Annotated in this window: 20 protein-coding genes; 3 read left to right on the plus strand and 17 right to left on the minus strand. The window is 35.6% G+C overall.

The features are described 5' to 3' along the window. Nucleotides 1-14 precede the first annotated feature (14 nt). Complete coding sequence (locus PHY84_RS10155) at nt 15-428, minus strand: hypothetical protein (RefSeq protein WP_299859454.1); 414 nt, start codon at nt 426-428, stop codon at nt 15-17. 307 nt (nt 429-735) lie between these two features. Here PHY84_RS10155 and PHY84_RS10160 point away from each other — a divergent pair, with 307 nt between their 5' ends. Next, on the plus strand, nt 736-858 hold the full coding sequence (locus PHY84_RS10160; protein ID WP_299859456.1) for a hypothetical protein: 123 nt from the start codon (nt 736-738) through the stop codon (nt 856-858). On the opposite strand, the gene PHY84_RS10165 is transcribed toward PHY84_RS10160, so the two are convergent. The 11 genes from PHY84_RS10165 to PHY84_RS10215 form a co-directional block, all read right to left on the minus strand. Continuing rightward, nucleotides 855-2,402 (minus strand): type IV secretion system DNA-binding domain-containing protein, encoded by a 1,548-nt coding sequence (locus tag PHY84_RS10165; protein ID WP_299859457.1) that lies wholly within the window; start codon nt 2,400-2,402, stop codon nt 855-857. The genes PHY84_RS10160 and PHY84_RS10165 overlap by 4 nt on opposite strands. A 10-nt stretch (nt 2,403-2,412) precedes the next feature. Next, complete coding sequence (gene mobF, locus PHY84_RS10170; RefSeq protein WP_299859458.1) at nt 2,413-5,598, minus strand: MobF family relaxase; 3,186 nt, start codon at nt 5,596-5,598, stop codon at nt 2,413-2,415. Between the two features lie 33 nt (nt 5,599-5,631). Continuing rightward, the gene (locus tag PHY84_RS10175; RefSeq protein WP_299859459.1) at nt 5,632-6,393 is read right to left on the minus strand and encodes an antA/AntB antirepressor family protein; all 762 of its coding nucleotides are present in this window, start codon (nt 6,391-6,393) and stop codon (nt 5,632-5,634) included. 220 nt (nt 6,394-6,613) lie between these two features. Further along, a complete protein-coding gene (locus PHY84_RS10180; RefSeq protein ID WP_299859461.1) occupies nt 6,614-6,994 on the minus strand; it encodes a hypothetical protein in 381 nt (126 codons plus the stop codon). A 3-nt stretch (nt 6,995-6,997) separates the two neighbouring features. After that, nucleotides 6,998-7,756 carry a hypothetical protein gene (locus PHY84_RS10185; RefSeq protein ID WP_299859463.1) on the minus strand — a complete coding sequence of 253 codons (759 nt, stop codon included), beginning with the start codon at nt 7,754-7,756 and terminating at the stop codon, nt 6,998-7,000. Continuing rightward, nucleotides 7,753-8,139: a hypothetical protein gene (locus tag PHY84_RS10190; RefSeq protein ID WP_299859465.1), complete on the minus strand. Its 387-nt coding sequence runs from the start codon at nt 8,137-8,139 to the stop codon at nt 7,753-7,755. The genes PHY84_RS10185 and PHY84_RS10190 overlap by 4 nt, the downstream gene beginning before the upstream one ends. A gap of 58 nt (nt 8,140-8,197) precedes the next feature. Then, nucleotides 8,198-8,407 (minus strand): hypothetical protein, encoded by a 210-nt coding sequence (locus PHY84_RS10195; RefSeq protein ID WP_299859467.1) that lies wholly within the window; start codon nt 8,405-8,407, stop codon nt 8,198-8,200. A gap of 15 nt (nt 8,408-8,422) precedes the next feature. Further along, nucleotides 8,423-10,774: a hypothetical protein gene (locus tag PHY84_RS10200; RefSeq protein ID WP_299859469.1), complete on the minus strand. Its 2,352-nt coding sequence runs from the start codon at nt 10,772-10,774 to the stop codon at nt 8,423-8,425. After that, the gene (locus tag PHY84_RS10205) at nt 10,755-11,432 is read right to left on the minus strand and encodes a hypothetical protein (protein WP_299859471.1); all 678 of its coding nucleotides are present in this window, start codon (nt 11,430-11,432) and stop codon (nt 10,755-10,757) included. The genes PHY84_RS10200 and PHY84_RS10205 overlap by 20 nt, the downstream gene beginning before the upstream one ends. Further along, nucleotides 11,425-11,661: a hypothetical protein gene (locus PHY84_RS10210; RefSeq protein ID WP_299859472.1), complete on the minus strand. Its 237-nt coding sequence runs from the start codon at nt 11,659-11,661 to the stop codon at nt 11,425-11,427. The genes PHY84_RS10205 and PHY84_RS10210 overlap by 8 nt, the downstream gene beginning before the upstream one ends. 195 nt (nt 11,662-11,856) lie before the next feature. Then, nucleotides 11,857-12,114 (minus strand): helix-turn-helix domain-containing protein, encoded by a 258-nt coding sequence (locus PHY84_RS10215; protein ID WP_299859474.1) that lies wholly within the window; start codon nt 12,112-12,114, stop codon nt 11,857-11,859. 154 nt (nt 12,115-12,268) lie between these two features. Between PHY84_RS10215 and PHY84_RS10220 the strand changes: the two genes are divergently transcribed. Further along, nucleotides 12,269-12,670 carry a hypothetical protein gene (locus tag PHY84_RS10220; protein ID WP_299859476.1) on the plus strand — a complete coding sequence of 134 codons (402 nt, stop codon included), beginning with the start codon at nt 12,269-12,271 and terminating at the stop codon, nt 12,668-12,670. An 8-nt stretch (nt 12,671-12,678) separates the two neighbouring features. After that, nucleotides 12,679-13,293 (plus strand): hypothetical protein, encoded by a 615-nt coding sequence (locus tag PHY84_RS10225; RefSeq protein ID WP_299859478.1) that lies wholly within the window; start codon nt 12,679-12,681, stop codon nt 13,291-13,293. On the opposite strand, the gene PHY84_RS10230 is transcribed toward PHY84_RS10225, so the two are convergent. The 5 genes from PHY84_RS10230 to PHY84_RS10250 form a co-directional block, all read right to left on the minus strand. Beyond that, nucleotides 13,267-13,560 (minus strand): helix-turn-helix transcriptional regulator, encoded by a 294-nt coding sequence (locus tag PHY84_RS10230; RefSeq protein WP_299859480.1) that lies wholly within the window; start codon nt 13,558-13,560, stop codon nt 13,267-13,269. The genes PHY84_RS10225 and PHY84_RS10230 overlap by 27 nt on opposite strands. Further along, nucleotides 13,550-13,888, minus strand: a complete 339-nt coding sequence (locus tag PHY84_RS10235) for a type II toxin-antitoxin system RelE/ParE family toxin (protein ID WP_299859482.1) — start codon at nt 13,886-13,888, stop codon at nt 13,550-13,552. Before PHY84_RS10235 ends, PHY84_RS10230 begins: the two co-directional genes overlap by 11 nt. A 41-nt stretch (nt 13,889-13,929) precedes the next feature. After that, a complete protein-coding gene (locus tag PHY84_RS10240; RefSeq protein WP_299859483.1) occupies nt 13,930-14,277 on the minus strand; it encodes a hypothetical protein in 348 nt (115 codons plus the stop codon). Next, nucleotides 14,250-15,413, minus strand: a complete 1,164-nt coding sequence (locus PHY84_RS10245) for a replication initiation protein (RefSeq protein ID WP_299859485.1) — start codon at nt 15,411-15,413, stop codon at nt 14,250-14,252. Before PHY84_RS10245 ends, PHY84_RS10240 begins: the two co-directional genes overlap by 28 nt. Before the next feature lie 588 nt (nt 15,414-16,001). After that, nucleotides 16,002-17,105 (minus strand): site-specific integrase, encoded by a 1,104-nt coding sequence (locus PHY84_RS10250; protein ID WP_299859486.1) that lies wholly within the window; start codon nt 17,103-17,105, stop codon nt 16,002-16,004. Nucleotides 17,106-18,004 lie beyond the last annotated feature (899 nt).

Below are 18,004 nucleotides of genomic sequence, written 5' to 3' on the forward strand. Positions count from 1 at the left end.
CCTTTTTAAATTTTTTACAAGGGCTGCCCGACAATTTCGGTAATTTGCTCAATCTCTTCGTCCGTCGGCTTTACTTTGTTTGCAAAATCAAAACCGTCTAAAATTTTATAGTCAAACCCATAAAAGCTTTTTTGCGGAAGCTCTTTGCTTTTCTCATAATTAATGAAACCAACTTTGTCGATATCGTAGAGCACAACACTGAAACCCATTTTTCCTATTGCACTAAAATAATGATTATTTTTCAAAAAATCAAAAACTTCCTCCTGTGCTCTCTCTGCTTTTTTTCTAAGCTCTCCCAAATGCTCCACGCTCTCCCAAAAATAGCAATCTCTCTTTTTTATCTCAGATTCTAAAACATCTCTCAAAGCTATAAGCTCGTCTTTGGTAGCATTTGCCACAACTTCATTTATATTCTCGTATCTTTTCATAATTAATTCCTTGTTTTGTTTTTAAAAAAAGAGCTTTTCACTTAGATTTTTCTCTGAGCCTTTTTTCTTTTTGCTCTTTGAAAATTTAGGATTTTTCACTCTTTGGCTTTTGGTTATTGCCTTTTCCCTTGAGTTTCACCCGTCGCCCTTTTTGTAAGTGTTACAAAGAAAATTTTAACTGGAACGGAGCTTAAAATTTAAAAAGAGAGGGATAACGCAACGCAGTGAGTATATGCTCGCTTTTTAATATTTTCAGCGTAGTTTCATTTAAGAATTTTCTACACTTACATTTAAAAAAGGGTGATGGGTGGAACTCTTGGGATTAGGCGGACAAATGTTTGATGGAAAAATACCGTTTGAAATTTTCAAAGAGCAAAAAGCCGCTCGTTTCTTGAATAACCGCAGCTATATGGACGGTATAATTCGCTAATTTGAGCTGTATTTTTGCGATAAGTACTCGTTGTATCCCGCATCGATAAACTCTGGGTATTTTGCTTTGTTATCTATTTTTGTTGTGTAGCCTTTATAAAGCACGTTTCGCGATGGGATATAAGTTACATGCGTGTAGTCACTTCCCAAACTTTTTAAGATATCGTCGCTCAACAGGTCACTTGTTTGTGCCGACTTGCTAAACCCGTCTTTGGTTATAGATTTCGCTTGATGTTCCTGTTTTCCTATGGTGTCCTTAATAAATTTGATAGTGTCGGCATCCGCCGTTTGGAATACAAAAAGATGGTCAACGCTGTTGACAAGCTTTTGCATCAGCTCCTTGCTGTGCGCGGGAACATATTGAACTGCGGGAAGCAAACACCCGCCTTTCGACCTGATTAAAGTATGCAATGTCGTAAGCGTTGCTTCATCAAGCATTGGCAAAAAGGTCAAATACTCATCAAGCAAAAAGAGCGTATATTCATCGGTATTGTCTTTTGTCATATCCATGAATATATTTGTATAGGCGGCGATAAATCCTCCAAAGTATGGATTTAAAAATGTTGCGAAACTCTGTTTGTTGAGCAAAAAGAGCTTTGCGTTTTTACGCTTGATGAACTCTCCTATCGTGAATGTTTTTGCATCTTCTTGAATACGATAATTTTGATATTCAATGAAGTCAAATATCAACTTCATAGTTGAAACAACATCCATTTCGCTCTTTTGAGTGCCACTCATCGCCATTTCAAAGTACTTTTTACAAGACTGCACAAAGAGTTCCCATGATTGCTTGGTGTCTAAGTTTTGCACTAACACCTTATTGAAAATATCAATGTATCTGTTTGCGACACTTGCGGGGAAAAAGCCTTTTCCTTTTTCACTTAAGACGCCATTAAGAAGATTTGTAAAGAACGGCTTTATGATTTGCGGGTATTTCCGCGCCTCTTCAAATAAATCCCATATACTGCCCTCTGCGTCAAATGGGTTATTGATGATATCTTTGCGCGGGTCATAGTAAACCGCTCTAAGGCTTCCTTTTGTGTCATGGATGATTGCTCTCGTCCACCATTGCTGTTTTAGTATCGGTTCTAAGAAGACAGTTTTACCGCTTCCCGGTTGTCCGATGAGCAAAGAGCCTCTTGTTAACGCTTTTGGATTGATAATTACATCTTTTTCAAGTCCGCTCTCTTTCCATTCGTGCATGGGGGAAAATTCATGAGTTACGCTTTTGTCAAACTTGAATTTGTCTATCAAGACACCATCCTCTTCACTCTTTATACTCTTTGCTTTTGTCCACTTTGTACCGCCAGTTACGCCGTCGTAGTTTGGAAAACTACCTGCCATTGCGGGATTTGCATAATATACACGATTGTTTTTTGTCACTTTTTTAAAAGAAGTATAAATATACATACCTGCTACAAATAAGAAAAACATAAGAGCGAATGTTTCGCCGCCGCTCAACTCCATCGCTTTGTTTGCAAAAAAGCCAAAGCCCGCAAAACTCATAATCATCAACCATGTGATACTTGAATCGCTTTTATTCATCTGTTCTCCCTTACATCTCTTGCCCGATATCGATTGACTTATCGTGCTCTTTTCTTTTTCCTACCATTGACATAGCAATTTCGGTCGCTTTATCAATCGGTACTTCTCCTTGTGCGACTTCTGCCGCGAACTCTGCAACTTCAACGGCATCTTGCACATTTTCGATAAATTCAAATGTTTTATCAAGTGCGCTTTGCTCTTGCTCCTGTCCTTTGTCTTTCTCTTGGCTCTTTGCCTCGATATCCTCTTGCTCTGCCTTTTGGTTATTCGGTCTAGTGTTTTGGTTCTGTTTCATGTCGTTTTCTTCCTCTTTTATTGATTGTTCATGAGTTCTGCTAGGCTTATCAACCTCTGGTCGCACTGTAGTATCTCTGTCTCTTCTGAACCTGTTTGATAGGTTAGTGAGTGCATCGCTTTGCAGAAGCATGTCACTGATACGCTTGATGTTTGATACCAGATTGATGTTGGACAACTTGTGCAACAAGTTGAGGGTCTTTTGTTCTCTTCCAATTTCTCTATGACTGGACTTATGTAATTCACTGATTTTTCTAAGTTCATTTGCTCTCCTGCTTAGTATCTCTTGCGTGTCATAATCAAGAGTTGATTTCTTTGTTTGACGGTGTGAAACCGCATCCCTGAATTGTTCTTTATCTTGTGTAAATATGCTTATGTGTGTCTTTGCACGGGTCAAAGCAACATAAAAAGCGTTTTGATTTGATAGGCGGCTATCGCCTACGAATATAGCTCTTTCGCTTGTCTGCCCCTGCGCCTTATGGTTTGTGATTGCATACGCGTGGTCGATATAGCTGTACTCCTTTGTATTGATTTTTATTTCTCTTTTGTTGCTCTCGACGGTCAAAAAGCCGTCTTTTGATATCTCTTTGACAACGGCAATATCGCCGTTGTTGAGTTGCAGCGATTTATCTTTTTTGGTAAAGATAATCTTGTCTCCTTGGCTAAATTCTTTTTGTGCTTTTTGAAAAAGGGAGAGCTTGTCGCCATTCTCCGATAAGCTTACTTCTTTGCTCTTTCCGTTTTTATCAAGCAATGTGATGCTGTTTCGCTCTTCATCAACTGCCGTGATGGTTGCCTCCGTTCCGCTCTTAAACCCTCCTTTGTATGATTCTGTAAGTTGTACACTGCTTCCAACTGTGTAGCTGCTGTGATGATGCGCTGCAATGCTGTCAAGTTGTTGTTTTTCTTGGATATCGATTGACACATGATTTGAGAGTTGATTTGATACTTTGAGCTCTTCGCGGATAAGGTCGTTTAGCTCTTTTCGTGTCTCGTTTTTCATAACCAAAAGCAAAGTATCCTCTTTGTTTTGCAAGTACTCGTTTAAAACCTCTTTGTAGCCGCTCTCGCTGATAGTTTTGAACTGCTCCTTTTTCTCTAAAATGTCTAAAACATCATCCGTTTTTTGCTCTTTGGTAAGCTTATATAGCTCTCTCATCTCGTCGGTTTTAGCACGCATGGATTCATCCATGATTGCTGTTTGGATTGCTCCTCGTGAGCTTAACTGCTCAAATATTGCCCCTGCCCCTATCGATGTGAACTGCTTCGTATCTCCCATCAAAACGAGCTTTGAGTTTGAAGCTGCGGCGATAGATACAAGCTGTTTCATCTTTCTTGAATCAAGCATTGAGGCTTCGTCCACTATGATGATTTGATTCTCTTTGTGCTCTTTTTGAGCTATGAAACTATCAATAGTTTGTCCTTTTATGCCGCTCTCTTTTGAAATTTCGCCCGCCGCTTTGTTGGTGGGTGCTAGTCCTATAAGATTCTCTTTGCCTTGAGCTTCTTGGAACTCTTTAACTGCTTTTAACATGTAGGTTTTACCTGTTCCCGCATCTCCAAAAATCCCGCTTACCCCGTCTTGTGAAGTTAAAAGATGAGTAAAAGCCGCCTTTTGACCTGTTGTCATGCCAGAGTATTTTTGATTTAAAAATTGCTCTGCCTGCTCTGTAGTGGTTTCGGCTGTTTTGGTGTTTTGGTTCTGTTTTGCATAAGTTAAGATTGATTTTTCGATATCAATCATCTCTTTTGTAGAATAAATGTTTTCATCTAATTTGATGATGTCTGCTCTCTCTATTGCCGCTTCGATTTGTGCTAAATCGTAGGTGTAGCCTTGGATAGCATTAAGTTTGATTGCTTTGGATAGCATCTCTTCTTTTGTAAAGGTACTCTCCTGCTCCGTTACGATTTCGGCTGATTTTTGAGTAATTTCATCTAGCGATAAAACCTTTTGCTCTTCAGTCTTGCCGTTTTGCTGTAAAGAAAGGATTGATTCTTGATTGAATCCCGTCGCCTCTACAAGTTCTCTGTTTCTCTGCTCAATTTCACTTAACTCACTATAGCTATGTGACTGCTTATAGTTCCTCGTCTCCAAAGTTGCGATTTGCCTAAGTTGACTTTCGTTTGCGTTTGGATATTTTTCCATCAGTTCGGCTCTGTTTTCAGAGAGCCACTCTTCGATTTGCAATGTTCTGGTTGAGATGGCGTTTTTTGCTTCTTGGCTCACTCCTTTGACTTCGATTATGTCTTTTTGGATATCCAAAACCTCGCTCTCAAACCCTAACTTTTGCAACTCTTTAAAAAGCTCTTGATGATAGATTTGCGTGATGAGCTTTTGGTTATCATAAAGCTGCTTGTTGTCAATTGAGACAAGTTCGCCTTTTGAGTTAACGGTCTGATTTGCGATAAAACAATGAGTATGTATCTTTACTTCTTCGTTTCTGTTTGAAAGATGTTGAAATTTGGCAATTGCTAAACCGTTGTTTTGGAAATGCTCCCGTCCTCCGTTTCCGTCTCTCATGCGGTAGGTTATATATTGGCTTGCTCTTTCGAGTGCGATGTTTACGGCTTTGTCTTGTGCGTCAAGGATAGATTTTTTCATATTCTCATCTGCCACCGTGTAGATTACATCGACGCTCTTGCTAGGCGAAAATGTAATATCAAACCCTGCTCTTTGTTCTCCTGTTGCATTGCCTTTCAAGTTTTGATTGATAAGGTCTGAAAAATCTTGATAGCTCTCTTTAGTAATAGCCGATTGATGTTCAATATTTGAGTATCTCTCTGCCATCTCTCCAGTGATAAACCACTCGCCGAGCTCTTGATTTTTTTGGTAATAGTCGAGGTCTTGTTGAAAGTAATTTTCTGCTTGTGTTGAACTTTGCCACTTTGAAATTGACATCATGGTTTTTGCCTCCTTTTTGATGATTTTTTTAGACTAACTAGCATCATCAACATCCATGTTTTCGACAACTGTCTGAAAATCCTTATCAAGTTCTTTAAGTTTATTTTCAAATTGATAAACTTGCTTGTTGTGCTTATTTACAGCGAGTACTTTTTCTTGAATAAGTTGCAATAAATTATCTCTTTTGTATTCAATAGATTTCACAACAGACATAAACATTCTTTGAATTGCAGGGTCTTCCATACTATCAACGTAAGCCTTATTCAGTATAAGCAAACTATCTAATTCAGCGTTTATTAGATTTCTTAAATTATTAACCGTGTTTTCGCCAAACTCTATAAAATCAGAAATTACCTCCAAAGTAACTTCTTGTCTTTTTTCAATATAGAATTGTTGATTTTTAACAAAGTGTAAAATGTTTGCGGATTCGATTTTTTGCTCCAAAACAAAACGAGCATATTTCTCCATCTCGATAAAATATTTTCTAACCTCTTTACCTTTTGGGGTTCTTGAAGCCATTGCTATATGTTTGGCTGCGTCTATGGTTATGATATAGTCAATAGATTTTCTATCTCCACCTCTACCAAGTGTATTTTTTGATTCCCCTTTTAGGGGGAGCTTCACAAAGTCTAAATTTTCCTCTAAATCAAGAGTTTCTATTTGCGTTTTTATCCAATCAGAATAATCTTTTTGAACTCCTAACTCTTGCCATAACTCCCTTGAGTTCACTGTTTGAAGCTTTTCTTCACCTATTTGATTGTTGCTAACTTTGATGATTTGCACTGGCTTTTTCATCTTTTTTCTCCTTGATTGTTTTTTATGTTTGGTTTTAAATTTGAGCGATTTTTTTAAAAAATGCTCGATATTCCAATGATTTTATTAACCGCACCACCGAATGGGCGTGGGGTGTGTGTATTCTTTAAGTTGACAACATATTTACGATATGTTGTCAAAGTGTTGACGATATGTTTACAAGATATTGACAACATATTGACAAGCCGTAAAATAGGGCTTTCTAGCTGTTCTTTTTTCCAAGGTTGATAAGCTCATCAACGCTATGCTTTTTAGTTGCAAATTTCATAAAATTTGCAATTGCATCATCATTTACTTCTTCTACTTTTATTTGTTGAGATGGTAGATTCGGTTTTATGATAGGCATATCTTGTACAGAATCGACAACTTTGTGAGTTGCCGATTTGGTATTTTTATTTCGACGCGCAAACCAAGAACAAAGATTTTGTTTTGTCGTTTTGATGCCAACTGTTGCCAGATACTGACATATTGTCTCAAATGAATGTTCTAATCTTTTAAGCTCAAAAATCTCATCTTTTTGTGTATCCAAAATAGATTTTTTTACTACTTTTGATTTTATGAACTTTTCAAGCTTTGAGCTCATTTGTTATCCCTTTAGGGCTACATTAAGCAGATGCCACGATATGGTACTTTTACCAACCCCACCCTTTGTGCTCACAACGGCAATATTTTTCGTATTTTTGAACACCTCTTTGATAGGAGTTACGAACGCATCTAAGTACTCTGCCGCGCGAATACTCTGCTTGTACTGCTGTGATAGCTTCGTAAAAGTTGCTTTATCGCCTCCCGATTCTTTATAAAGAATCGATATAGATTTATCTTTTGGTATCCCTTTGCTAAACTCTGCCAAATCCGCAATTGTTAAACCATTCATCGCCGCGATTTCAAAAAGTGGTGAAAACGGGATAAAGATGGTCTTGCTCTTGCTCACTTTTTCACAAAATGGTTCTATTCCGTACTCTTCGCTACCAAACCAAAACAAAAACTCTTCTTTAATATTTTTGATATCATGCACTTGATTTATTGCAAAAATCGTGTTTTTAGGGTCACCTATCATGTTATAGGTGTCGAGTGCGTTTTGAAGCTGTGCCAGTGAGTTACCAACTGGTATGACATAGGTAAATTCTAAACCACTGTCTCGAATATAGCCAAGCCCTGCTTTGCTGTCGTTCCCGCCCCCTAAGTCTAAAAGAAGTTTAGTCCCATTAGCCATTTGCTCAAAAAGCATTTCCGTAAATGCTTTTTCTCCATCTCTAACCGTTACGCTCATGCTATCAACAGAGCTACTGTTTGTAAACACATTACTTGAATTGTTGTCGTCAATTTCTAAAATTTTTACTGTCATTTTTTATCCTTTTTTGTTTGTTTTTTATCATATGTAAATATGACCGCCTCATTTGTATATTTTGAAAATGCAGCTATTGGCACATAAAGAGAAATTGCATTTTCATTTTCGCCAATAGTTAAATTAAAGTTTTTGAGTGCTTTCATTTGAAAGTTTTGACTCTCATAAATCTTGACACTCCCGTAACCCACAACTGCACCAACTGCCAAACCAATAATTCCGTTTGAAATAATTGTTTTTGCAGATACTTTTTTAAGAGATTTGATGTTTTTTTCAATACTTGAAAGTGAATCAGTCAAATCACTTAAATCACGAAAAGCTTCAAGCTTTCCAATTGCATATTCGAGGTCATTAACAACCTTTTGAACTTCTTTTAAATCCATTCCTTTTTTCCTTTTTGAAACGCTCTTCCTCTTTCGATTGTTTTTTTCGTATCTTTATCTAACATGCTGCTGCCTCCTTTTTGGTAGTAGTTTGAAAAAAGCCAGAGAGCTTATTTATCATGCTCTCTAGCTCTTCTATTTTTTCGACATCATCATATGTTAATACGTTTTTTTGCTCAAAACTGTCATATTTTTTAACCAGAGAGTTGTAAAATCTCTCCAGTTTTTTACAATCTTTATCCTTGATTTTGTAACACACTTGTCTCATTTTATATCACTCCTTTCATGTGGAATATTTCGCGGATTTTGAATCGATTTTATCACCAACGCTTCCCTGAACATCAACGCTCACATCTTTTAATCCAATCAAATTCAATATCATGTCCGAACCATTGAAAACGAGATAAAACGCCAAAAATGCAATTACAATGCTGTTTACGATATGCAGAAGCTCTTTTAAAATCATCAAGTACATTAAATCAGTATCGATTTTTGTAAAAAGAAACTTCACATTATCGAAATTCCAATCGATTAAGAGGTTGTTGAGATTTCCCAAAAACTCAACTGCAAAAATTGCAATGACTATACTCACAACGAGCATAAGCGGTTTAAATGCGAGTATAACACCCGTTTTTAGGAATTTCTTGATAAGCTCTGTCTGGTTTGCAGCAAGAGCAAAAGCGACCAAAAACGGCGTTACCATATAATAAAGAAGCACGCTGATTGCCCAAAACCCAATAACCAATAGAGAAGCCGTGAGCAGCATCACAAACGGGAGCATGGCAACCCCAAACTTCACAATGCTCAAAGTCCAAAAGTAAGCGACGATATCTAATCCTAAGCTTTGAAATTTCGCAAAATTTTTAAATAATCCACTATCTGGTAGAGATGGGATTTTTTGAAAGAATCCTGATATCTCGTTTTTGATAGAACTGAATCCAGGTATCAGAACATACGGAACATTTTTCAGCAAATCATCATCGAGTGACGAGGGAATGTTTGCGTTGCTCTCTGGCGTTGCCCCTGCGAGTTCTCTATCCCTTGCTATCTCCTCCCTGTTGAGCTTCTCTGTTTGATTATTGATACTATCAAGCTGCCTCATAACCGCATCCGTTGTTGCTATCATGGGCGCGGCAATCCAACCGAGTTCTCCAAAATTGCGATATTGCATCTTTGCGAGATGCTCCATTTGCTCATTGATGACTTTGTCGTTCGTCGCATCAGCGACTTCCCACATTTTCTTATCGAGCTCTTTAAGTTGTTCTTTATTCTCTTTTTCTTTTTTGTAAAGTGCTGCACATCCCGAAATTGCGATGGATGGGTTCCCATTTTTTACAAAATTTTCAGAATACCAATTTTGAGCAAGTCCGTCGCTTCGCGTTATTGATTCATTTGGAGGAAATGGCAAGTTTAGGTTAGTGTGCAAATTTGTTTGATTTCGCACTTCTTCCATGTTGTACACATCGAAACACCCATTTTTCAAGCTTGTTGCCAAAAACTCATTTTCGCTTTCAAGCATCTTTTTTTGGATGACCAAATCGCGCTTTGTATCTTCTCCAACTACTCCGACATCGCGGGTTTTGTACAAAATAAACGCATCGAGAGCGGCTTCTCCAACGCTGTCGGCAAAGCCTGAACCGCTCCGCAAGATTCCGCGATACCATGATTGGTAATTCACTTGATTGATACCGCTCTCATCGTCAATTTTGACGGTATTTGTTGTAAAATAAAAGCAAAACAAAGCCACTCCCGCCACCACTGCGCGCTCTAAAATATCGTCTCTATCTTGGATTTTTGATAGCTTTTTGGTGGCTTTTGAAGTGACCAAAAAGAGCGTAGTGATTGGCACGACGGTAAATAATAGAAAGGTCTTAATCTCCAACATCGTAGGGTTGTAGCGTTCTAAAAATTGAATAATGAAGATGATAATGTTTGTCAACATTTCTTTGGTTGAGGAGAAAATCGTAACTTCCTCTTCAGCAAGTTTTTCGTAAGTTGCTGCTCCAAATTTTGCGTCAATCCCAACTAGTCCAGCTAGGTCATTACCGATTCGATAAACAACACTCATAAACAAGTTGTGCGAATCATTTTCAACATCAAAATTTATGTAAGAATTTGGGTACAAGCTGTACCCATTTTGAAGTTTAATGGTATTTGTCGAAACGGTTGAGGCGAGGTCAATAACCTTGTTGTCGAGGGTCAAGCCTGCAATCAAAAACGAAGGTAGGTTTAAGTAACCGCTTCCGTTTGTGTAATTTGAAATATAATTCTCTCTTATATTTTCAATACTTTTATAACGGTCAACCCCGTTGTTTTGAGATTTTGGAACGATTGCACTATCCTTGATTTTTTTGAGATTGTCCTGCATTTTTTCCATCAAAAGCGGATTTGCAAGTTGAACTTTATCGAGCGCACCGCTCTGGTCAAAAACGAGACAAGTGGTCGTTCCCGACCAGTAGTCGACCGAGTAAATGCGCGTAAAAAAGCCATCTTTCACTTTCGGACATGTGAACTTTTCTGTAAATTCTGGCTGTTCCTGAGCCAAATACTTATTTTCGTGGGTCGATTCAACCTCTCCAAAAAGAGAGGCAACAAGCACAACAAGCAGCAAAAAGCTAGTGATTATCCTCTTCATTTTCTTCCCCCTCGAGTATCTCCTCGTCCTTATCAATCATCGCGAAAAACCCGCCTGCACGAGCAGTTGCAACATAATCGACGCCTGTTTTGATGTTCAAAATTTCACGATTTCCGATTTTCAAGAGAGGCTTTGACTTGCGCTCAGTTTTGAGCGTAATATCACTCCAAACGTGTCTTAAAAAGTAATATTTATCCCATTTTCCTGTTAAAATTTCATAGACGATGTAACCTAAAAACAATGCCTCAGTTCCAAACATAAAAACGCGGTCGATATAGTAGGCAATGCCATGAATGCCATGAATCTCGGATTTCGTAAGGAACCAAACCCCCATTCCACAAATTGCGATTATGTATAATTTAATCCAATTCGGGTATTTCATAAAAACCCAAATTGAAAGGAAAGCTATCATGCCGCCAAGTGTGAAAAACCCATAATCTTGTGTGTTTTCAGGGGCAACGCCGCCAATCAAGAGAAGCAAGAAAAGCGGGACATATTTTAATAGGAATATGAGCCATTTGTTGACTTTTTGAATTTTGGATTTCGTTCCAAAATCGTTCCATATCTGCTCTCGTTTCCAATCCGCTTCAACGATTGTCGAATGATTGAACCATAGTAAATATGGTACTTTGTTAATTTTTGCTATGTGTTTACTCATGTTTTTTTCCTTTTTCTTTTCTAATTTCATCGAGGTTGTTCAAATCGCTTATTTCCATTTCCAAAAGCTCACTACCCTCGTATTTTAGAGGGCTCCAAGCGTGTACTTTTTTTTCCAAAACTCTCAAATTTTCCGAAAATATGAGGTTTGATTCGCGGGTCAAAAGTCCTAAACCAAGCAATAGCAGCAGGTTTAAAAACACTAAAAAATACAATATTGTTGTTTTCATTTTTTTTCCTTTTCTTTTTTCTTTTTTAAAAAATAACGAATTAAACATGGCTCCGCTCCCCAAGCCAGTGGTGTGTGTATGAGCCCAAGATAGACAACGCGGTGGGCTGATAAGTGAAAAAACACGAGATATAAAATCCTCGATAAAGCTCTAAAAATAGGGCTTTATTTAGAGAGAGTGGCGAGCTTTCTCTCTCTAAACTGTTTTGAGCTGTGAATTCATAAGAAATGCTGCAATCGCCCGCGGTGTGTAAATAACCTTGTTTCTTTTTCCTGTGTCCTGTTGAGAAAAGGCAGGTCCTATTGCCTTTTTGCGCCAATTATATAAAGTGGAAATATCAACATCCAAAATTTGAGAGACATCCTCGGGAGAGAGTGCCATTTTTTTGAATCCCAAAGTCGCCATATCTTTTATTTGCTTTTGTATTTCGTTTTCATAATCTTCTTTTGTCATTTTTAGTCCTTTAAGGTTAAGTGAGTTATAATTCCTGTAATTTACTATTTTGTAAGTAATTTACATTTTTATTTCTTTACTTTCCATATTATTCCATTTATTTCCTTAAGATAAAATAAAATAATGGAATATTTAGTAATTTTTAGGATATTTAATGAATGATGCCGAAAAACTAATTGATTTATTAATTAAATACTATGATGTCGTATCTGTTTCTCAGCTTGCTGATAAAATTGATATAGGTCAACCAGCTCTTTCGAAATGGAAAAAAAATAATTCCGTAGGCGCAATCAAAAAAAAGTGCCGTGAACTGGGCATTTACAATGAGATATTTGGGGATTTACAAACTAATAATTTTCAAAATAGTAATAATGTGATAGGTCAAGATTTTAGTAAAAAAAGCAAAAGTTCACATACTCAAAACATAGGTCAAATCACAAACATTGAACCTAATATTTTAAAACTTGTTGATACTTTATATAGTTTTGCAGTCTCAAAAGGTAAAATTGATGAATTAAAAAATGATTTATCAATGCTATTACCAAAATATATGTGAGTTTTAAAATGACAATACAAACTAATAATTTTCAAAATTCGAATAATGAAACTGCGCAAAATTATGAAGGAGCAGAAATTGGTACTTTAAATAATTTTTACTCCTTGAAAATTATCAAACCATACAAAGGCAAAATCGAAAATCGAAAGGTACACAAAAATGTTTTGAATTGGTCAAATATCGCCCCTCTCTTTTTTCTTTCACTTATCGGAAGCTTGAGTTCTGCTAGTATCATCGTTGCCATTCCAAAAATCTATTTTTCTAAAAATTTTGAAATATATGATTTATCTCTTTTTACCCTAATATTCTCGATTATCATATTAATAATTATTATTCTCACCTTGACTAAAAGATGGTACTTCTCTGGTTTGCAAATAAGTATCAACGAAAATGAGATTGTTCTTCATGAAAAAAGCGGTGATAAAAAAATTAATTTTAGCAATATAAGGAGCTATCTTAAAATGAGTGATTTGATAGGGTATTCAATCTATGTATATCATGAAAATAAAATATTTCCATATATTGAATTTAGCGTTCAATCCGTGCATATGGCAAACGCGATAGAAGAGCTATTGCTAAATAAAATTCAAGACTCTTCAAGCTCTCCCAAAACTCAACTCTAGTTTATGCCCTGTTGCATGAGCATACTCCACAAGTGTAGAGAGTTTAGGAGAAGAAGTGTAACTATGGCTCTCTAGTCTAGATATATTGCTCTTGCTAGTATGGAGTGCAGCGGCTATCTCTTCTTGTGTCAAGCCTGCTTCCTTTCTCATAGAAATAAGCATATCTATTATTTTATATCTCTCTTCTAGTAAGTTATACTCTTTTTTTACATTTTCGTTAGAAAGTGCTTTTGATTTAAAATCTTTAAATGACGGTCTAGTTTCCATTTTCAAGCTCCTTTTTTCGTTTTAGTGCTATTTCTATATCTTTCTTAGGTGTCTTTTGAGTTTTTTTGATAAACGAATGAAGTATCACTATCTCATTAGTTTTATCAATTGCATAGCAAAAGAGAGAACGACCTATGCCCTCTTTGGCTTTTGCTCTTATTTCAAAGAGTTTATTACCTAAAGAGTCAGTATGAGGTTTACCAAGGTTTGGTCCGTGCTTCTCTATCATTTCGCCTATTCTGATAAAGTCTGCTAAGATTCCATCAGGAAACGATAAAGTCTCTTTTTCAACTCTTGCACTATAAAAAGATATATTCCATTTATTCATAGAGAAATGTTATCATATTTGATAACTCGTTGTCAAGCTATTTAATTTACACCATCTTCTTTATCTGGTTCAAAAGGCTCTAAGATTAATGACTCGTATAAATCAATGTTCTCATAACTCGTTTTATCTATCTCACATTCGGTTACACTATGAGCAGCTAAATAATCGTCAATCATCTTTCTTTCTTTTTTAGTTAGCTCTTTTTTCTTTCTTATCACGCTTAGATTTATTTTCCAGCGATAAAAAAGAGGTTCTATCTCCATGGGTTCATAGGTTTCTATAATTCCGTACCGTGCTCTATGCTCATAATCTTCAAATGGTGTAAGTACCGCTGACAATCTAGCTTCAAACTCTCGAGAATCTATCCTGATATAAGATGCACTTGACATCTTTTGTCTCCTTTTGTTTTTAAATTTAAACTCTCTGCCCACATAACCTCATTAAAAAAGCACTTTAGAGGTAAAGTGCAGGCGCCGCCTGCCCCAAGTGCTATTACCCTTATAGAGCTAATTGCACCATTGATTTTTTGAGTAAAAAACTTGACTATCTTTGTGTGATTTTTAACTGTTCTAAGTGCCATTTTTGCGTGTTTTGCGATGTTCGCGTAGGTTAGTTTTATCTTTTTGCGTAATAGTGTTTCAACTGTGACTTTGATGCGTACAGAAGCTTTCAAACGCTTTATATCTGCTGTTCTTACAGCTGATTTACTTTGTCGTTTATGTACTTCATTTTTATATTGTTCTTGAGATAGATTTTTTATCTTTTTAAACTTCATAACACCTGCTTGAGCTTTAGCAGCTGATTTAAAATTATTTGAGTTCTCATGACAAAACTGATAAACAGATTTAACTATTGATTTTGGTTTTATAGGTTCATCAAATTGCTCATTTATAAGCTCTGCTCGTTTTTCTAGTTTCTCTTGTAGGTTCTTATTTTTTGCGATTGTATAGCCGTAGCGTCTTAGCTCATTAAAGAGGTCTATATGTCTGCTTCCTGTGCTTTGTAACTCGGATAAATTATCTTGATATTTCTCATCTTTTATTATGAATGCTTGAAAGTCGCCTAAGTCATAAGCTACATCATTGTAAGTGGTTCTGTATAACTCTTCATTTAAAAAGTTTTTAGTTTGATGGTTCTGGTATGCTTTATCCGCTCCAATGAGCTGCTTAATGCTGTTTACTATATCTTTGTAGTATTTGCTTGCTTTGCGGTTCTTTTTGCTTACAGGTACATTCAAAAGCCATACTAAATGAGCTTTGTCGTTGTGTTTGTTTAATGTTTGGATTGTGGGAGTAGGTAAGCCGACAGCGTTCCACTCCGTGAGCAGTTCTTCGTCGTCTATATCCATTATAATAGCGTTAAAGTGGGTATCTGTATTGAGCTGAATTTGATTATATCTTTGAGGGTTCTTTTTGAGGTACTTCATTGGTAAGATATTCATCCATCCGTGAGTATGGTAGAGTCTTATCTTGTTAAAGCGCTTGAGAGTTTTGTTAAGTTCGTTTTGTTCTTGAAAATCTTCCATCTTTTAATCTTTTTATTGATTTAGTGAAAGATACTAAGAGAGATTTCAGCTTTTAAACTGTAAGATTTTAATCTTCTTTGGGAGAATAAAACGATTGCCTGCAAGCTGAAAAGTTTTTTTCTCTCTCGTATCTAACTCAATCAAACCCCCTTAATTACAGAGATTCGATATAAGCAAATTGTAGATTAATTCGTGCCGAAATACCATAAAGGCAAAATGCTGTTTTTATAGACTTAATGACTATAAAACAAACTTTATAATCATTAAAAACAATGTATCAAACTTAATTGATTTTTTTTGAAACTTAAATTTTTAAATTAGTTTGTAAAAGAATTTGAAGATTTTTATGAAGAATTTGAAGATTTTTTTATTTATGTTATAATTTGCATACGAAAGAGGCTTTTAAACCTCTCTCTTTGTTTTAATCATTGTTAAGATACCTTAGTATCTCACGAATGACTTCAAGGATTGCGAGAACAATCTTTGACATGTAAATCAACACCTTTCGCGGTTAAAGATTTACTAAAACTATATGCACAGTTACAGCTGTTGCATATAGCCACAGCAGAACCGCGTCGTAATTATATCCTAGAACCCTAAAGCTACTACTGATTCTTTTCCGCTATCAGGTGCTAATTTTGCGTATCTCATCGTCGTAGAAATATCTTTATGGTTCATTAATTTTTGAATTGTAAATATAGGAGTACCGTTTATTGCCAGATAAGAAGCAAATGTGTGTCTAAGAGTGTGAACAACAACTTTGTTTTTTCTGTCGTCTCTGTCTATCCCAATATTAAACAATTCATTAAGTATGTTTCCTAGATTTCGTAAAAGTGTTGTTTGCCCTAAAGTAAACAGTGAATCATTTAATTTCAAGTTCTGCGTATATCGTAATAATAAAGCTTTTAGTTCATCATTAAAAAAGCCCGTGTAAGTACTGTCGTTTTTAAAATCTTTTAAAGTAATGGTGTTATGATTAAAATTTATATCTTTCTTTTTAATATTCATTATAGTAGCCGCTCTGCCGCCTGTATTCAAAGAGAGTTTTACAAACATCAAATAAAATTCTTCTTCTATCTCTAATCTCTCATATAATGCTTTTATATCTGATTTACTTAAATAGCTTTGTCTGGCATTGTCAACTCCGGTTCTCTTGTAATACTTCGTTATATTATTTTTTAAAAGATTATCTTTTAAGCCAAAGTTTACAACTGCACTCAAAATACCTAATATATTTTTTACTGTCTGCTTTGATAGTGTATTGCCGCTTATATTTCTTTTTTGCTCTAAAGTAGAAATTAGCTTCTCGATATCTGATTTTGTTACGGTTTCTAAATCTGTAAAATAGTCTTTAAGATGTTTGTTAAAAGTAGCTATATCACTTTCTTTTGATTTGCCTTCTTTTCGATTTTTAAAATATTTATCTGCAATATCCGCGAGTAAAACTTTATTCTTTTTTTTATGCTTTGAAGCAACGGGCGGCTCTTCACCAAGTCGTAACTTTGTTATGATTTCATTTCTCTTTTGATTACAGTAAGCTTCTCTCACACCCTCACTGTATTTTCCTATCTTTAGCTCTTTTTTTTTCGAATCATTGTCATAAAAAGTAATATAATATGTCTTATCTTCTTTTCCATTTGTAGTAGATGTTCTATAATATACACCTGTTAAATTTGTTTTAACTCTAGCCAAATCTTTCCACCCTATTTCCACCCCTAGAAGAGTTTTATCGCTTTTTATTAGGTATTATACAATATTAGCAGACACTTTATCAAGCCCTAAAATAGGGATGATTAAGCGTATTTAATGAAGTTTAAGTTTTATTCATTTTTATATAAAATCAGTCTTGAAAACCGGCGAGGGTAATACCTCCCAGAGTTCGAATCTCTGAGGGTCCACCACTTTTAAACCCTTTAAAACCCCCAAAATACAGGCTCAAAACAACTCTTTAAGCTTATCGTAAAAGCTTCATTGTTACCCTATTGCTACCCATCTTTTTACAAATTTACTTTTCTTAGTTAAAATTTTTATGTTCAAACAAAAAGTTTGACAAAATTGAAGATACTACTTTAAGATTATGTAAATGCATAACATAAAGAGAGGATGAAATCATAGTTGACATTTTCGGATTATGCATAATGAATTAAATTACTAAAATGCCAACTTTATAAGTTTAGCACAAAACAAAAAGCAGATTAGTTTTGCATATTATTATAGAGAAAATTCAACTCACGCAAGAAGTAGACGAAATTCTCAAAATGAAAGGAACGAATTCGTATCTTGCTTTATCTGCGAATTTAAGAGAAAAACGAAAACTAAAATGTATATTAAGTAAGTTTGAAAGCACTATGAGCTTTAAAGTTTTTCTAAAATGATTAAAATCTAGTTTAGGTCCAAACTATCTTTAATTTGATTATTGCAATGATGCATAATCCATTTAAGGAAATTCATCGTGAATTGATCAACTTACTCAACTTTCGCACATAAAACCCAGCTCTTTTTTGGTGTAAGCACCGATAACAGCGACAAGATGTTGTAATTCCTTTGAAGTCTTGAGATTTTTATGGATATTGGCTATGTTGGTAAGGATT

Source organism: Sulfurimonas sp. (genome assembly GCF_028694605.1).
GTDB lineage: Bacteria > Campylobacterota > Campylobacteria > Campylobacterales > Sulfurimonadaceae > Sulfurimonas.

Bases quoted from the DNA above. Each gene is read 5' to 3' on its own strand.
- PHY84_RS10205 (WP_299859471.1), bottom strand. From the start codon at position 11,432: ATGAGTAAACACATAGCAAAAATTAACAAAGTACCATATTTACTATGG.
- mobF (WP_299859458.1), bottom strand. From the start codon at position 5,598: ATGATGTCAATTTCAAAGTGGCAAAGTTCAACACAAGCAGAAAATTAC.
- PHY84_RS10200 (WP_299859469.1), bottom strand. From the start codon at position 10,774: ATGAAGAGGATAATCACTAGCTTTTTGCTGCTTGTTGTGCTTGTTGCC.
- PHY84_RS10240 (WP_299859483.1), bottom strand. From the start codon at position 14,277: ATGTCAAGTGCATCTTATATCAGGATAGATTCTCGAGAGTTTGAAGCT.
- PHY84_RS10185 (WP_299859463.1), bottom strand. From the start codon at position 7,756: ATGACAGTAAAAATTTTAGAAATTGACGACAACAATTCAAGTAATGTG.
- PHY84_RS10225 (WP_299859478.1), top strand. From the start codon at position 12,679: ATGACAATACAAACTAATAATTTTCAAAATTCGAATAATGAAACTGCG.
- PHY84_RS10180 (WP_299859461.1), bottom strand. From the start codon at position 6,994: ATGAGCTCAAAGCTTGAAAAGTTCATAAAATCAAAAGTAGTAAAAAAA.
- PHY84_RS10230 (WP_299859480.1), bottom strand. From the start codon at position 13,560: ATGGAAACTAGACCGTCATTTAAAGATTTTAAATCAAAAGCACTTTCT.
- PHY84_RS10220 (WP_299859476.1), top strand. From the start codon at position 12,269: ATGAATGATGCCGAAAAACTAATTGATTTATTAATTAAATACTATGAT.
- PHY84_RS10155 (WP_299859454.1), bottom strand. From the start codon at position 428: ATGAAAAGATACGAGAATATAAATGAAGTTGTGGCAAATGCTACCAAA.
- PHY84_RS10165 (WP_299859457.1), bottom strand. From the start codon at position 2,402: ATGAATAAAAGCGATTCAAGTATCACATGGTTGATGATTATGAGTTTT.
- PHY84_RS10190 (WP_299859465.1), bottom strand. From the start codon at position 8,139: ATGGATTTAAAAGAAGTTCAAAAGGTTGTTAATGACCTCGAATATGCA.
- PHY84_RS10215 (WP_299859474.1), bottom strand. From the start codon at position 12,114: ATGACAAAAGAAGATTATGAAAACGAAATACAAAAGCAAATAAAAGAT.
- PHY84_RS10245 (WP_299859485.1), bottom strand. From the start codon at position 15,413: ATGGAAGATTTTCAAGAACAAAACGAACTTAACAAAACTCTCAAGCGC.
- PHY84_RS10210 (WP_299859472.1), bottom strand. From the start codon at position 11,661: ATGAAAACAACAATATTGTATTTTTTAGTGTTTTTAAACCTGCTGCTA.
- PHY84_RS10235 (WP_299859482.1), bottom strand. From the start codon at position 13,888: ATGAATAAATGGAATATATCTTTTTATAGTGCAAGAGTTGAAAAAGAG.
- PHY84_RS10195 (WP_299859467.1), bottom strand. From the start codon at position 8,407: ATGAGACAAGTGTGTTACAAAATCAAGGATAAAGATTGTAAAAAACTG.
- PHY84_RS10175 (WP_299859459.1), bottom strand. From the start codon at position 6,393: ATGAAAAAGCCAGTGCAAATCATCAAAGTTAGCAACAATCAAATAGGT.